Below are 13,774 nucleotides of genomic sequence, written 5' to 3'. Positions count from 1 at the left end.
TAATCGGCAGGCCTTTTTCATTGCACCCGCGCTACGGCTCATCCGTAGTTTGGCGATGTGGTTATCCCACACAGGGATAGCCCCAGCAGCTATGTCATATGACAAATGGGATCATTACGCTTTTGAAGTGATCCTCTGTATGTCGTTGAAGAATTGCGCCTTATTCCTGGGCAGCAGCCTCCTGGCCCTGTCCGTCACCCTGCCCGCGCTCGCTGCCGATAAAACCCCGATGTGCTTGGCCGTGGCTGAAGGCAGCTCCGGCCAGGCCGATGTTTCCGCCGTGCGCGATAAATACCGCTCGCTGGCCGACGAGCTGGGCCAGGCCGTGGGCCGTCCGGTCAAGATCAAGGTACTGAACTTCAACGTCCTGCTGCAGACCGTTCGCCAAGGCGACTGCGAAGTTGTCTACACCCGTACCAGTTATATCGCCGGCTGGGCCCTGCGCGACCAGCACTACAGCCTGCTCGCAGCCAACGAGGGCAACAAGGAAGTGGTCTTTATCGCCCGCAACGGCGATCGCTACGCCTCGATCAAGGACCTGCGTGGCAAGCGGGTGGCCATGCCCGAGCCGCAGAGCGACCTGACCATGGTCGCCAACGCCATGCTGCGCGACGCCGGCATGAAGCCGGCCGACCTGCAGGTGCAGAACACCAATCTGCAGGAAGCCATCATCTTTGGCGTGGACCAGCAGCTGAGCGATGTGGGCGTGCTGACTTCCAACTCCAAGGCCGCCAAGGACTGGTCCAAGAAGGGCGGCACCGTGGCGGTACGCAGCCGCACCCTGCCCAACTGGGCCTTCCTGGCTGCCCCCAATGTCCGCAGCGAAGACGCCGACAAGCTGCGCAGCGCCCTGATCAACCTCGCCAAGAGCGACAGTGGCAAGAAGGCGCTGCAGGAAGCCAACCTGAGCGCACTGGTGGCCGCCAAGCCGACCGACTACCTCTCTGTGGTGCAGTGGGTCGGCCCGCCGGTCTGATCGTTCGGCACGTGCGCACAAGGCCCTGGCTATCGCCGGGCCTGGCGCTATCGACGCCATCTAAAGATTCAATCGCCGTTTGCTTTTCGTTTGCCTCCCCGATGGGTTAGCATTCTGACCACGTATTGCCTAACCAGACGGCACCCACCCACTTACCGGAGAACATCCATGAGCAGCGAGCTGATCCACCACGTGTCCGACACCAGTTTCGAAGCCGACGTGCTGCAAGCCGCCGGCCCTGTGCTGGTCGACTACTGGGCTGAATGGTGCGGCCCTTGCAAGATGATCGCCCCCATCCTTGATGAAGTGGCGAGCGAGTACAACGGCCGCCTGAAGGTCAGCAAGCTCAACATCGACGAGAACCAGGCTACCCCGCCCAAGTACGGCATCCGCGGCATCCCGACCCTGATGATCTTCAAGGACGGCAACGTGGTCGCCACCAAGGTGGGCGCCCTGTCCAAGTCGCAGCTGACCGCCTTCATCGACGGCAATCTGTAAGCCCCAGCCGCAGACCGTTCCGCGCCGGTTGCTTGTTTGACCACAAGCAACCGGCGTTTTATTTTGTCCGTTGACAGCAGCCAGAGCCGCATCTAAGCTGCAAGCAAACCTGTTCCAATCGCCGACGAATCCATTCCGGCGGTTCCGGCACCCAGCCGATTCTCACTTCCTCCGTAAAACACCCTCCCTCCACCAAGACTGGAAAGTCTATCCGCACATGCATTTGTCCGATCTCAAGCACAAGCACGTATCCGAGTTGGTCGACATGGCCACCGATATTGACGGTGCAAACCGGATGCGCAAGCAGGACCTGATCTTCGCGCTGTTGAAGAGCCAGGCAAAAAAAGGCGAGAGCATCTTTGGCGACGGCACCCTGGAAGTGCTGCCCGATGGCTTTGGCTTTCTGCGCAGCCCCGATACCAGCTACCTGGCGGGCCCTGACGATATCTACGTCAGCCCCAGCCAGATTCGCCGCTTCAATCTGCACACTGGCGATACCATCGAGGGCGAGATTCGCACCCCCAAGGACGGCGAGCGTTACTTCGCGCTGGTCAAGGTAGACCGTGTCAACAACGACACGCCCGAAGCCACCAAGAACAAGATCCTGTTCGAAAACCTGACGCCACTGTTCCCGACCGAGCGCATTACGCTGGAACGCGACATCAAGGCCGACGAGAACATCACCGGCCGGGTAATCGACCTGATCGCCCCGATCGGCAAGGGCCAGCGCGGCCTGCTGGTCGCCCCGCCCAAGTCGGGCAAGACGGTGATGCTGACCCATATCGCGCATGCCATCACGGCCAACCACCCGGACGTGATCATGATCGTGCTGCTGATCGACGAACGCCCTGAAGAAGTGACCGAGATGACCCGTACCGTACGCGGTGAAGTGGTCGCCTCCACCTTCGACGAGCCGCCCACCCGCCATGTGCAGGTTGCCGAAATGGTGATCGAGAAGGCCAAGCGCCTGGTCGAACACAAGAAGGACGTCGTGATCCTGCTCGACTCGATCACCCGCCTGGCCCGCGCCTACAACACCGTGATCCCGGCTTCGGGCAAGGTGCTGACTGGTGGTGTGGACGCCAACGCCCTGCAAAAGCCCAAGCGCTTCTTCGGTGCCGCCCGCAATATCGAGGAAGGCGGCTCGTTGACCATCATCGCCACCGCACTGACCGATACCGGCAGCCGTATGGACGATGTGATCTACGAAGAATTCAAGGGTACCGGCAACATGGAGCTGCATCTCGACCGCCGCATGGCCGAGAAGCGCATCTACCCGGCGATCAACGTCAACCGCTCCGGCACCCGCCGTGAAGAGCTGCTGATCCCGCAGGAACAGCTGCAAAAGATCTGGGTGCTGCGCAAGCTGCTCTACCCGATGGACGAGCTTGAGGCGATGGACTTCCTGCTGGGCAAGGTCAAGCAGACCAAGAACAACAACGACTTCTTCGACTCGATGCGCCGTTGAGGAGGCTCAGCGACCGTTGCAACTGGAACCGCCAGTTCACCGCCCGGCAAAGCCGGGCGCTAAACGGCAGTGAAATAGCAACGGCGCTTTGCTTTTATACACCCCACTCCCCCCGCCCTCGCCGCTAGCGAGGGAGCCTCGCTGACGCTCACCAGCATCCCGTCCGGGGCCTGGCTTGATTCGGAGAGCGCAAAACCGGCACCCGCATCTTGCATGTGAGGTGCCGTTTTTTTGCTCTTTGTGTCAATACGATAGTGCCACCCCTTATTACATCCGCACTGGCACATTGATTTCTCTTGCCCGATCAAGGGCATATCGCGCATAATCGCGAACTTTTCTACGTAAGACCGGGCACTGCACAACCCAGGCCCACCTTTAGCTAAAGGGACCCCCGAAATGAAAGCTGGCATTCACCCCGAATACAACGAAGTCATCTTCTTCGACGCAAGCGTTGACTTCAAATTCCTGACCCGCACCACCATGAAGTCGCGTAGCAACGAGACCATGAAGTGGACCGATGGCAAGGAATACCCGGTCGTCCGTCTGGACGTGTCGTCCGAGTCGCACCCCTTCTACACCGGCAAGCAAAAGATCGTCGACACCGCTGGCCGTATCGAGAAGTTCAACAACAAGTTCGCGATGTACGCCAAGAAGTAAGCTGGCGCTTGCGTTCGAAAAAGGCAGCCTCGGCTGCCTTTTTTCATTCCCCGCCTCCGCCGGCTGGCTACGTGCCGGCCCACCCCTGCTAGACTGCGCGCATCCCTAGAGCTTCGTTTGCCATGCTGACCTACACCCCGCCCCATGAACAGGACCTGCCGCCGGCCACCGAGAAGCCCTGGGCCCTGCTCCTGTTGTGCCTGGCCTGGCTGTTGCCAGGCCTGCTCTGGCGCCAGCCGCTCAAGCCGGACGAAACCATCGTGGCCGACATCGTCCGTCAATTGCTTGATGGTGGCAGCCTGGCGCTACCCCGCGTAGCCGGAGAACCCTGGCTGGAGCGGGCGCCACTCTTCTACTGGGTTGCGGCAGGCTTTGCCTGGCTGGGCCAATGGCTGGGTCTGGCCATCCACGATGGCGCCCGGCTCGCCAGCGGTGCCTTCATGGCGTTGGCGTTGTGGGGTACCGGCCTGTCCGGCCGCGAGCTGATTGGTCGCCGCCACGGCCGCAGCGCGGTACTGATCCTGATCGGCTGCGCCGGACTCTTGCTGACAGGCCACTTCCTGAATGGTGACCTGGTAGTGTTGGCTGGTTGGTGTTGGGGGATCTATGCCCTGGCATTGGCGCCCCGCTTACAACTCAAGGCAGCCCCCCTGCTGGGCGCCGCCATGGCCGTCTGCGGCCTGGGGGGCAGCTTGGCGGAGCCGGCATTGTTGTTCGCACTGGCCCTGCTACTGGCGCCCTTCCCTGTCTGGCGCTTTCCGCGTTACAGCCTGATCCTGATCATTGCGCTGGCCATCTCCCTGCCCCTGATCGCCGCCTGGCCGCTGGCGCTGCGCAAGATCGCCCCGGCCGCCTACCAGCTCTGGTACGACGCCTATGCGCTGGGTTTCTTCGGCGGTTTCAATCAATTGCAGGCACTGCATCCCTTTGGCTTCTATCTGCAACTCCTGCCTTGGTTTGCCTGGCCCGCCTGGTTCCTGGCCGGCGCCACGCTCTGGATGCAGCGTGAGCGTCTGATGCAGCCACGCTTTCAACTGCCCCTGTTGGCCGGCGTGCTGACCCTTACCTGCATGGTGCTCTCCAACAGCGGCCGTGCGGGTTATGCCCTGCTGCTGCTGCCACCGCTGGCGCTGATCGGTGCAGTCGGCCTCGATGTGCTGCGACGCGGCGCTTCAGCCTTCGTCAACTGGTTCGGGGTCATGACCTTTGGCATTCTGGCTCTGGCACTCTGGACCTGCTGGTTTGCCATGCAGTTCGGTGTGCCGAGCAGGCTCAATATCCGTATCCACGAGCTGGCCCCCAGCTTCACGTACCACTTCAGCTTGGGCGCGCTGCTCTTGGCTGTCGGGTTTACTGCTGCCTGGCTATGGGCCGTCTCACGCCGGCGCCCTATGGGCAGGCAGGCAGTGACCAACTGGGCAGCCGGTATCACCCTTTGCTGGGGCTTGGCAATCGCGATTGCCAGCGGCTGGGTGGATGCCCGCACCAGCTACCGGGACTTCGCCTCCGCCATCGCCCCCGCCCTGCCCAAGCAAGGCTGCATCGCCAGCGAGAACCTGCACCCCAGCCAACGCGCAGTACTGCACTACTACCTGGGCGTGCTGACCGAACGGCGCGAGCTCAACCCCAATAGCCAATGCAACTGGCTGTTGCGGCAAGGTGGCGACGAGACGCTGTCTGCGCCGGACGGCTGGGTGGAAACCTGGCGAGGAGGCCGCCCCGGCGACCGTAACGAGCGCTACTACCTGTATCGGCGGGGTATCGCCCTGGCCCGCACCTGATCAGGTCGGGCCTGCCGCTCACAACTTGGGCTAGGCAGACTCAGCGTGCAATACCTGCCGCACGACAGCAAACAGGCTGCCGGCGGCATCCTTGCCACGACGGGATTCGCGCATCGCCAGGTGCCAGCGGCTAGCACAGGCGCGTACGCTACGTTCATCCTCGGCGGTTTCCAGGCTGCGGATCAGCTCCGCCCCCATCAAACCCAGATACTCCCTGGCGCTGCTGAGCATCAGATCACGCACTGCCGTCAGTTCGGCCGCCGGCACGACGCGCGCCAAGCTGACCTCGGGCGCGGCAATGGGCACGACAGGCTCTGGCGGGCGCACGGCGGGGGCTGCCAACGGCGCAGCCGGCACCGTGCCGCCAGCCTCGACCTTTGCGCTTGCCTCCAAGCCGATCAGCTCCAGGGTCTGCAACTGCTGTAGCAAGGCATCAAACTCCTCGCCCGCACCGCTGAGCTGGAGCAATTCCGCCGCAGCCTTGCGGCCATCGACCAAGATCAGCAGGCGCCGCGCCTTGGCAGATAGCCCGGCCTGGCGGGCATCGATCTCTGCGCGGCCTTTGTCGGTCTTGAAATAGCTTGCTGCCATGGTGCACCTATCCGAGGTCTGTCCACGGCTACTCTATGAGAGAAATGTGATGCACTTGTGACAGGCAGGGCCGGGTCGTCCCGGTCATGGCGGGAGAAAAGCGCCCTCAAGGAACTCGAGGGCGCAGCAATGACGGCCGAAGCCGCATGGAGATCACGACTGATGGGGGCAGTAACCCCAACGAACGAAATGATGACGGAATATCATTACGGTCTTATGTATATCAGGCCGGCTCCGGTGCCTCCGCCTCTGGTCGTTCTGCCAGCCGGGCGCGCACAAAGGCGATGTGCTCACGTAGCACATAGAGCTGATCGATGAAGGCCAGCGGCACATTGAGCTTGTTCACTGCCTGCTCGATCTCATCGAGCCTGGCCGACAGCGCACTGCGGTCCTCGCCACGCGGGTGGTTCATCAAGCCTCGCTCCAGTGCCATGAGGGCGCCATACCAGGGGTAGATGCGCGAATGGATGCGCCAGCGATAAAGCCAGGGCAGTATCCGCAGCGCCGGGATCAGCAGCACGGCGATAGGCAGCAATACGATCACGATGCGGTCGAGCAGGCTGGCCAACCAGAACGGCAGATTGCGATAGAAAAACCCCTTGCCGTACTTGTAGTACCGGTCGGCGTCGGCACTGAGCGGGAAATCACCGGCCTGCGCCTTGGGAAATTCGCCTGCTTCCTGCATCAGACCGCGGCGACCATGCACCTCACGGGCCGCATCGATCAGCAAGTCTGACAATGCCGGATGCAGGCTCTCGCGCGCGACCAGTTCGACATTGGTCGCCAATAGGCTGGTGTCATTAGCCGGAATATTCTGCGCCAGATCCACCGCGCCCATGGGCAGGCGCAGCTTGCTGAGATAGGAGAAGCGGCGGGTATAGGCATCTGCCTGCTCCAGGTCGAGCAGGTGCACGTCGGGGACGAACATCAACTTGCGTATGGTGTCGAGCCGGGCCGAGTCACCGGTCAGGAAGATGGCATCGATCTGGCCAACCAGCAGATCGTCGACCGCGTCGTCCGCCTCCAGCCCACGCAGCTGGGCATTGTGGCCGTGCTCGATGCCATTGGCCTTGAACAGGTCCGTTGCCAAGACCCGAGCAGCACTACCAATGCGACCGATGGCGACTCGCTTGTTCTCGAATGCGGTGAGGGTGCGCGGCGACTGCTCGCCGCGGTAGAACATGAAGATAGGCTGGCGCGAGATGCTGCCCAGCGATACCAGGCCGTCACGCCCCGCTTCCGGCGAGACGCCATCCACGACGAAGGCGACATCTACCTTGCTGTTCGGGTCGCTCAGCCGGCTGAGGTTTTCCAACGAGCCTTCCGAGGGCTGGATCACCAGCTTGATGCCGTTGCGCGCCAGAATCTGCCGATAGCGCTCGGCATTTCGATCAAAGACGCTCCCTTCCGGTCCGCTGGAGATCGTGATCACCCGCGGCGGGGCAGGATTGAGGAACCAGATGGCCGCACCGAAGAGCACGATGCAGACAAGAACGAAGGGGCCGACCGTGACCGCCATGTCGCGCCAGGAGATCGCCCCGATGCGGGCGCGCAGCGGTTCGGGCAGCACTTTGCCGGCCACCTTGCGATGTAGCCCCGGCTGGCGCGGTTTGGGTGGCGGAAGCGCGGTCTGTGACATGGTTACTCCTGTTGTTGGCACCAGTGTGCCATGAGCCCAGCAGGCTAGGCGACCCGGCAGACAGTCTGGCCTGGGCAGCCTTCTGTCGGTTAAATGCCACGCTCGCCACCGGCCTGGCAGATAGCCTCACCCTGCCAAGCCCTGCTATATCGGGCTTGCCCTGGACAAGTCCTTGTTTGCTATCAGCCTAGCCGCCGCGCGGACTGGCCGCGACCGGGTGGAGTCAGATAAACTCGAAACATGTCCCGCCATTCACGCCTGTACTCGCAGATTTTCATCGGCAGCCTGCTGACGCTGGGTCTGCTCGTGCCTGCCATGGCCGAGACCCGCCGGGCACCGCAGGCCAAAATGGATGCGATCACCCAGTCCGGCGCTGGGGGACAAGGGCTGGACAGCAGCGGCAAGCCACTGCCGCCGGCAGCCAAGCAAGAGGGCAAGGCTGCGCGGGTCGATCCCGCCAAACGCTGCGACACCAAGTGCCCGCCGCCCTGCGTGGGGCAACCGGCGCGTACCGGCTACTTCGGCCCGCTGTTTGATCTGTTCGAAGGCCACCCAGGCTGCCAGCGTCGCGACATGGCCGATATGGACGAAGTGGAATCGCCATCGGCTGACCGCCCTCCTCGCCTAATCTGAGCCCCGTTTCAAGCACAAGGCCGGCATATGCCGGCCTTGTTGTTTTGCTCACTCAACTCAGGTGTTGGGGAGCAAACGTACACCATAACCGCCCCCCATCACCTCCAGTCCGAACAGGCGGTCGATATTGGGGTGCTTGCCCGGGTGCTTGCGGGCATCCTCGGCGTGCTCGGCATAGAGCCATTGGCCCAGCCGTGCCGCCTTGGGCGTGATGGCGCCAAAGTCGCGGAACAGTGCGTTGTAGACCGCCAGCGAGCCGGCCTGGCCAGGACGGTTCTCGATGATGGCTTCGAGCTTGCCCTCACGCCACAGCTGCATGCTGCCCAGATGATCCACGCGTGGCAGCACGGCCAACACTTCCTGAAAGCTCAAACTGGGCTCGGCCTGCAACAACCGTTTACTGGCTTCGCGGAACTGCGGCACGCGGCTGTCACGCATCCATTCGAACAGCGCCATCTCACGGGTCACGATAGTCACACCGGCGGCGGCAATACGGCTCAGTGCGGTAGCCTTGTCGCGCTCGCTGCGCGAACCGATGGCATCGGCCACCAGAAATACCTGCTTGCCTTGCGACTGCAGCTCCAGCGCCGTCTGCAGGACGCAAACATGGGCCTCGATACCGCACAGCACGACCTGGGGTCGGCTCTCGGCAGCGGTACCCTTGAGGCATTCGGCGGCGACACAGGAAAAGCTGGTCTTCTCCACCGCAGGCGCATCGGGGTAGGCAGTACTCAGGCAGGCCAGGGTCTTGCCCAGGCCTTGCGGGTACTGTTCGGAAAAGACTGCGGGTACGCCATTGAGACGGGCGGCGTCCAACAGCCACTTGATGGCCGCGACAGTACGCGGGGCATCATGGATGGCCGGGACCAGCTTCTCCTGCACGTCGACGACGAGCAGCGTGCATTGATCGGTCTGCATCAGCACGGGCGGGCTCCTTATCATTATGGTAATACCGCTATGCTACCGCGCCAGGCCCTTCCTAAAAAGCAAAGGGCGCATTGCTGCGCCCTGGTCTTGCTGCATTGTCGGCTTTTAATCGCCTTTACTCCGCCTCATCCATCCAGCAAAGCTGGATGGCTTCGAGGATTTTTTCGCCGCAATGCTTGGGATCGTCGTCAAAGCCATCGAGCTCCAGCACCCAGGTCATCAGATCGGTGAAACGCACCGCCTTGGGGTCGGTATCGGGGAATTTATCGGCCAGCGCAATCGCAATCTCGCGCGAATCGGTCCACTTCATGTTTGCTACTCCTGTTTGATATCGGCCAGTGGCGCCTGCGTCAGCGTCTGCAGCTCGCTCGGGGTAATACGGAACACACTGTCACCAGTACCACCGGCCGCCCAGACCTGACCGTACTGCTGCAGGTCACGATCCATCAGCACCAGTGGCGCTTCCAGATGGCCGACCGGGGCAACGCCACCGATGGCAAAGCCGGTCTTGCTACGCACGAAATCGGCATCGGCACGGACCACGGCCTGCCCCAACAGGCCCGCCACCTTGCGCTCGTCCACCCGGTTGCTGCCGCTGGTGACCACCACCACGACACGATCGCTCTCCACAGCGCGCAGCACGATGGACTTGGCAATCTCGGCCACGCTACAGCCTATGGCCGCCGCCGCGTCAGCCGCAGTGCGGGTACCAACCGGGAAGGTCTTGATCTCGATGGCGACGCCGGCGGCTGCAAGCGCTGCCTCAACGCGCTGCTGGCTGGTCAGGACGGTACTCATAGGCACTCCCAAGACGGGGAATCAGCCTTCATTGTGCCGGCTTGCCCCGCGGATACAAGGGGTAAGCGGATCAGATATCCCAATCCTTGTCGTAGTGCTCGCGCGCGTGGTTGATGGTGTACTTGGGAATTTCCACCGTCAGATCGGCTTGCGCAACCAGTGCCTGGCAAGACAGGCGCGATACACTGGTCAGGCCCCAGGCCTTGTCCAGCAGGTCGTCTTCTTCCTCTTCGCTCGGCGCCAGGCTGTTGAAACCCTGCTTCACGATCACATGGCAAGTGGTGCAGGCGCAGGACTTCTCGCAGGCATGCTCGATGTCGATATGTTGATCCAGCAAGGCATCGCAGATGCTGACGCCGGGTTCGACATCGAAGCTCGCGCCCTTGGGGCAGAGCTGGGCATGGGGCAGTACGGTGATCTTGGGCATTGTTGCCTCTCGTTCCGGGGTGTCCGGCGCCTCAGGCGCCGTCGGGTTCAGCTCAATTCGTTCAGGGTGTGGCCGGTCAGGCCGCGCTTCACGGCCGCATCCATGCGCCGGCCGGCAAATTCGGTGGTGGCGTGGTTGAGCGCGTCGGTGGTCTGGCGTATCACCGCAGCGTCATCGCCGGCCACGGCGGTGCGCAAGGTGGCGACGGCCGCTACGACCTCAGCGCGTTCAGTCGCATCCAGCAGTTCGCCATCGATCTCCAGCGCCACTTCTGTGGCCTGGATCAGGCCCTCAGCCTCGACCCGCGCCTCGGCCAGGCTACGGGCCTGCATATCGGCCCCGGCGTGTGCCATGGAGTCCTGCAGCATGCGGGCGATCTCGTCGTCGCCCAGGCCATAGGATGGCTTGACCGCAATGCTGGCCTCGATGCCGGAAGACTGCTCTCGGGCCGATACCGACAAGAGGCCGTCGGCATCGACCTGGAAGGTCACGCGGATACGCGCCGCACCCGCCGCCATTGGCGGGATACCGCGCAGCTCGAAGCGCGCCAGGCTGCGGCAGTCTGCCACCAGCTCACGCTCGCCCTGCACCACATGGATCGCCATGGCGGTCTGGCCATCCTTGTAGGTGGTGAAATCCTGCGCGCGGGCGGTGGGGATGGTGCTGTTGCGGGGAATGACCTTCTCGGCCAGACCACCCATGGTCTCCAGACCCAGAGAAAGTGGGATCACATCGAGCAGCAGCCATTCGTCGTCACCCTTGTTGCCAGCCAGGGCATTGGCCTGCATGGCCGCCCCCAAGGCAACGACCTTGTCGGGGTCCAGATTGGTCAGCGGCTCGCGACCGAAGTAGTCGGCCACCGCGCGGCGCACATGCGGCATGCGGGTAGCGCCACCGACCATGACCACGCCACGCACGTCCTCCAGGCCGAGCTTGGCGTCGCGCATGGCCTTGCGTACCGGGGTGATGGTCTTTTGCACCAGGTTGGCGGTGATCTGCTGGAAAGTCTCTGCGCTCAGCGCCAGATCGATGACTTCGCCATCCGACAGGCGCGCAGTCACACGGGTAGTGGCATGCTCGGTCAAGGCCTCCTTGGCCTCACGGGCACGGGTCAGCAGCAAGCGGGTGTCGTGGTCGTTCAGGAGCGACAGGCCGGCTTGCTCGGCCAGCCAACAGAAGATGCGCTGATCGAAATCATCGCCGCCCAGGGCGGAATCGCCCGAGGTGGCCAGTACCTCGAAGACACCGCGAGTCAGCTTGAGGATGGAGACATCGAAGGTACCGCCACCAAGGTCATAGACCACGTAGATACCCTCGACCGCATTATCGAGGCCGTAGGCAACGGCGGCTGCGGTCGGCTCGTTCAGGAGCCGCAGCACATTGAGGCCGGCGAGGCGGGCCGCATCCTTGGTGGCCTGGCGCTGGGCGTCGTCGAAATAGGCCGGCACGGTGATGACGGCACCGGTCAGCTCACCACCCAGGCTGGCTTCGGCACGGTCACGCAAGGTGCGCAGGATGTCGGCCGAGACTTCCACCGGGCTCTTCTCACCGGCCACGGTCTTGATCTTGAGCATGCCCGGCGCATCGACAAAGCGGTACGGCGTGGCGGCCGAATCGGGCAGATCCTTGACACCGCGGCCCATGAATCGCTTGACCGAGACGATGGTATTGCGCGGATCTTCGCTTTGCTTGGCCTGGGCTGCATGACCGACCAGCAGCTTGCCATCGGTACCGTAGTTGACGACCGAGGGCAGCAGATTGCGGCCGGCTTCGTCCGCCAGCACGGTAGCAGAGCCACTCTTGACCGTGGCGACCAGGGAGTTGGTGGTACCCAGGTCGATACCCACCGCCAGGCGGTGCTTGTGTGGCTCTGCAGCTTGGCCGGGCTCGGCGATTTGGAATAGGGCCATGACTTTGCTTGTCCTGGGCGTAGGGTTGCACTCCCCCGCCGATACTTGTTACTCGTACAGGCCAGCGGCCTGCCTGTTGCACCCGGCGAGGCCAGGGCAGGCATTCAGTCCAGCAGCAACTCGACCGCGTCGCCGATTTCCTGGTCCAGCTTTTCCAGAAAACGCAGCTTGCGCACCGTCAGCGCCACCAGCGCATGGTCGGGCTGATCGTCCAGGCCACGGGCAAGATCGCCCTCCAGCCGTCGGGTCTCGGCACGCAGCTCATCCGCCAGGGCGTCGAGCGCCTCGACGCGGCCTTCAGACCGGGCATCCGCCACCGCCTCGCGCCATTCCATCTGCTGCATCAGGAAGGCTGCCGGCATGCTGGTATTGGTTTCTTCCTGGGTATCCACCCCGGCGAGCTGCAGCAGGTAGCGCGCTCTGGCCAGCGGGGATTTCAGTACCTGGAAGGCTTCATTCACCCGGGTAGCAGCCTGCAGGGCAAGACGCTTGTCGGCATCCGGCAGGCTGGCTGCGCGGTCAGGATGATACTGGCTCTGCAAGGCCCGGTAGGCGTTTTCCAGCGCTGCCGCATCGAGCCTGAAGGCGCGCGGCAGGCCAAACAGCGCGAAGTGGTCCTGCGTAAAGTCGAATGCCATCTTGATCGGGGCCTGACGGCCCACTCCCACAAAAAGCAGCGCCGCTACGAGGGCGGCGCGCATTTCGGCTAAGGTAAGCCCAGCCGACCTATCAGGTGTTGAAGCTCTCGCCGCAACCGCACTCGTCCTTGACGTTGGGGTTGTTGAACTTGAACCCCTCGTTCAGGCCTTCCTTGACGAAGTCGAGCTCGGTGCCGTCGATATAGGGCAGGCTCTTGGCATCGGTAAAGATCTTGACGCCAAAGCTCTCGAAGGCCAGATCGTCGGTCGATACTTCATCGACGAACTCCAGCTTGTAGGCCATGCCCGAGCAACCCGAGGTACGCACCGCCAAGCGCACGCCCACACCCTTGCCACGCTTGGCAATGAAGTTGGAGACGTGCTTGGCGGCTTTTTCCGACAGAGAGAGTGCCATGGTCAGCCCTCGTGCTTGGCCTTGTAGTCAGCCACGGCCGCCTTGATGGCGTCCTCGGCCAGGATGGAGCAGTGGATCTTCACCGGCGGCAGCGCCAGTTCTTCGGCGATTTGGGTGTTCTTGATCGACATCGCCTCGTCCAGCGTCTTGCCCTTGACCCATTCAGTGATCAGCGAGCTCGATGCAATGGCCGAGCCGCAGCCGTAGGTCTTGAACTTGGCGTCTTCGATCACGCCGCCGGCGCCCACCTTGATCTGCAGCTTCATCACGTCGCCGCAGGCGGGCGCACCCACCATACCGGTACCTACCGTGTCGTCGCCTTTTTCAAAGGAACCCACGTTACGCGGATTTTCGTAGTGGTCGATGACCTTGTCGCTGTATGCCATTTTCTAACTCCTTAGCGGAACCCCAGATGT

General features: G+C 62.8%; 16 protein-coding genes. 6 read left to right on the top strand and 10 right to left on the bottom strand.

Annotated elements, in window-relative coordinates:
* Nucleotides 1-139: 139 nt before the first annotated feature.
* From VIM95_RS12570 to VIM95_RS12550, 5 genes are all read left to right on the top strand, one after another.
* A complete protein-coding gene (locus VIM95_RS12570; protein ID WP_331986151.1) occupies nt 140-976 on the top strand; it encodes a phosphate/phosphite/phosphonate ABC transporter substrate-binding protein in 837 nt (278 codons plus the stop codon).
* Nucleotides 977-1,144: 168 nt separating this feature from the next.
* Nucleotides 1,145-1,474 carry a thioredoxin TrxA gene (trxA, locus tag VIM95_RS12565; protein WP_331986150.1) on the top strand — a complete coding sequence of 110 codons (330 nt, stop codon included), beginning with the start codon at nt 1,145-1,147 and terminating at the stop codon, nt 1,472-1,474.
* Between the two features lie 217 nt (nt 1,475-1,691).
* Nucleotides 1,692-2,942 carry a transcription termination factor Rho gene (gene rho / locus VIM95_RS12560; RefSeq protein ID WP_331986149.1) on the top strand — a complete coding sequence of 417 codons (1,251 nt, stop codon included), beginning with the start codon at nt 1,692-1,694 and terminating at the stop codon, nt 2,940-2,942.
* Between the two features lie 396 nt (nt 2,943-3,338).
* The gene (locus VIM95_RS12555; RefSeq protein WP_331986148.1) at nt 3,339-3,599 is read left to right on the top strand and encodes a type B 50S ribosomal protein L31; all 261 of its coding nucleotides are present in this window, start codon (nt 3,339-3,341) and stop codon (nt 3,597-3,599) included.
* A 122-nt stretch (nt 3,600-3,721) separates the two neighbouring features.
* Entirely contained in the window at nt 3,722-5,380 is a 1,659-nt protein-coding gene (locus VIM95_RS12550; protein WP_331986147.1) for a hypothetical protein, read from the top strand.
* A gap of 30 nt (nt 5,381-5,410) precedes the next feature.
* Here VIM95_RS12550 and VIM95_RS12545 read toward each other — a convergent pair whose 3' ends face one another.
* Together VIM95_RS12545 and VIM95_RS12540 are read right to left on the bottom strand one after the other, a co-directional pair.
* Nucleotides 5,411-5,971 (bottom strand): hypothetical protein, encoded by a 561-nt coding sequence (locus VIM95_RS12545; RefSeq protein WP_331986146.1) that lies wholly within the window; start codon nt 5,969-5,971, stop codon nt 5,411-5,413.
* Nucleotides 5,972-6,194: 223 nt separating this feature from the next.
* Nucleotides 6,195-7,610, bottom strand: a complete 1,416-nt coding sequence (locus VIM95_RS12540) for a TAXI family TRAP transporter solute-binding subunit (RefSeq protein ID WP_331986145.1) — start codon at nt 7,608-7,610, stop codon at nt 6,195-6,197.
* Nucleotides 7,611-7,850: 240 nt separating this feature from the next.
* Here VIM95_RS12540 and VIM95_RS12535 point away from each other — a divergent pair, with 240 nt between their 5' ends.
* Complete coding sequence (locus VIM95_RS12535) at nt 7,851-8,243, top strand: hypothetical protein (protein WP_331986144.1); 393 nt, start codon at nt 7,851-7,853, stop codon at nt 8,241-8,243.
* Nucleotides 8,244-8,300: 57 nt separating this feature from the next.
* Here VIM95_RS12535 and VIM95_RS12530 read toward each other — a convergent pair whose 3' ends face one another.
* The 8 genes from VIM95_RS12530 to iscU all read right to left on the bottom strand — a co-directional run bounded on the left by VIM95_RS12530 (nt 8,301) and on the right by iscU (nt 13,744).
* Nucleotides 8,301-9,161: an isochorismatase family protein gene (locus VIM95_RS12530; RefSeq protein WP_331986142.1), complete on the bottom strand. Its 861-nt coding sequence runs from the start codon at nt 9,159-9,161 to the stop codon at nt 8,301-8,303.
* 124 nt (nt 9,162-9,285) lie between these two features.
* Nucleotides 9,286-9,480, bottom strand: coding sequence for a Fe-S cluster assembly protein IscX (gene iscX, locus VIM95_RS12525; RefSeq protein ID WP_331986140.1), 195 nt, complete (start codon nt 9,478-9,480; stop codon nt 9,286-9,288).
* A 5-nt stretch (nt 9,481-9,485) separates the two neighbouring features.
* Nucleotides 9,486-9,968, bottom strand: a complete 483-nt coding sequence (locus VIM95_RS12520) for a YbaK/EbsC family protein (protein WP_331986138.1) — start codon at nt 9,966-9,968, stop codon at nt 9,486-9,488.
* A 70-nt stretch (nt 9,969-10,038) separates the two neighbouring features.
* A complete protein-coding gene (fdx, locus tag VIM95_RS12515; RefSeq protein WP_331986137.1) occupies nt 10,039-10,395 on the bottom strand; it encodes an ISC system 2Fe-2S type ferredoxin in 357 nt (118 codons plus the stop codon).
* Nucleotides 10,396-10,442: 47 nt separating this feature from the next.
* Nucleotides 10,443-12,305 carry a Fe-S protein assembly chaperone HscA gene (hscA, locus tag VIM95_RS12510; RefSeq protein WP_331986136.1) on the bottom strand — a complete coding sequence of 621 codons (1,863 nt, stop codon included), beginning with the start codon at nt 12,303-12,305 and terminating at the stop codon, nt 10,443-10,445.
* Nucleotides 12,306-12,409: 104 nt separating this feature from the next.
* A complete protein-coding gene (hscB, locus tag VIM95_RS12505; protein WP_331986135.1) occupies nt 12,410-12,943 on the bottom strand; it encodes a Fe-S protein assembly co-chaperone HscB in 534 nt (177 codons plus the stop codon).
* Between the two features lie 91 nt (nt 12,944-13,034).
* The gene (iscA, locus tag VIM95_RS12500) at nt 13,035-13,358 is read right to left on the bottom strand and encodes an iron-sulfur cluster assembly protein IscA (RefSeq protein ID WP_331986134.1); all 324 of its coding nucleotides are present in this window, start codon (nt 13,356-13,358) and stop codon (nt 13,035-13,037) included.
* A 2-nt stretch (nt 13,359-13,360) separates the two neighbouring features.
* Entirely contained in the window at nt 13,361-13,744 is a 384-nt protein-coding gene (gene iscU / locus VIM95_RS12495) for a Fe-S cluster assembly scaffold IscU (protein ID WP_331986133.1), read from the bottom strand.
* Between the last annotated feature and the right edge of the window lie 30 nt (nt 13,745-13,774).

The sequence above is a fragment of the Chitinimonas sp. genome (assembly GCF_036568685.1).
Taxonomy (GTDB): domain Bacteria; phylum Pseudomonadota; class Gammaproteobacteria; order Burkholderiales; family Chitinimonadaceae; genus Chitinimonas.
This window is presented reverse-complemented; position numbering and strand designations above follow the sequence as displayed.

Excerpts from the sequence above, each read along its gene's own strand:
- VIM95_RS12570 (WP_331986151.1), top strand. The coding sequence starts at position 140 with ATGTCGTTGAAGAATTGCGCCTTATTCCTGGGCAGCAGCCTCCTGGCC.
- trxA (WP_331986150.1), top strand. The coding sequence starts at position 1,145 with ATGAGCAGCGAGCTGATCCACCACGTGTCCGACACCAGTTTCGAAGCC.
- rho (WP_331986149.1), top strand. The coding sequence starts at position 1,692 with ATGCATTTGTCCGATCTCAAGCACAAGCACGTATCCGAGTTGGTCGAC.
- VIM95_RS12555 (WP_331986148.1), top strand. The coding sequence starts at position 3,339 with ATGAAAGCTGGCATTCACCCCGAATACAACGAAGTCATCTTCTTCGAC.
- VIM95_RS12550 (WP_331986147.1), top strand. The coding sequence starts at position 3,722 with ATGCTGACCTACACCCCGCCCCATGAACAGGACCTGCCGCCGGCCACC.
- VIM95_RS12545 (WP_331986146.1), bottom strand. The coding sequence starts at position 5,971 with ATGGCAGCAAGCTATTTCAAGACCGACAAAGGCCGCGCAGAGATCGAT.
- VIM95_RS12540 (WP_331986145.1), bottom strand. The coding sequence starts at position 7,610 with ATGTCACAGACCGCGCTTCCGCCACCCAAACCGCGCCAGCCGGGGCTA.
- VIM95_RS12535 (WP_331986144.1), top strand. The coding sequence starts at position 7,851 with ATGTCCCGCCATTCACGCCTGTACTCGCAGATTTTCATCGGCAGCCTG.
- VIM95_RS12530 (WP_331986142.1), bottom strand. The coding sequence starts at position 9,161 with ATGCAGACCGATCAATGCACGCTGCTCGTCGTCGACGTGCAGGAGAAG.
- iscX (WP_331986140.1), bottom strand. The coding sequence starts at position 9,480 with ATGAAGTGGACCGATTCGCGCGAGATTGCGATTGCGCTGGCCGATAAA.
- VIM95_RS12520 (WP_331986138.1), bottom strand. The coding sequence starts at position 9,968 with ATGAGTACCGTCCTGACCAGCCAGCAGCGCGTTGAGGCAGCGCTTGCA.
- fdx (WP_331986137.1), bottom strand. The coding sequence starts at position 10,395 with ATGCCCAAGATCACCGTACTGCCCCATGCCCAGCTCTGCCCCAAGGGC.
- hscA (WP_331986136.1), bottom strand. The coding sequence starts at position 12,305 with ATGGCCCTATTCCAAATCGCCGAGCCCGGCCAAGCTGCAGAGCCACAC.
- hscB (WP_331986135.1), bottom strand. The coding sequence starts at position 12,943 with ATGGCATTCGACTTTACGCAGGACCACTTCGCGCTGTTTGGCCTGCCG.
- iscA (WP_331986134.1), bottom strand. The coding sequence starts at position 13,358 with ATGGCACTCTCTCTGTCGGAAAAAGCCGCCAAGCACGTCTCCAACTTC.
- iscU (WP_331986133.1), bottom strand. The coding sequence starts at position 13,744 with ATGGCATACAGCGACAAGGTCATCGACCACTACGAAAATCCGCGTAAC.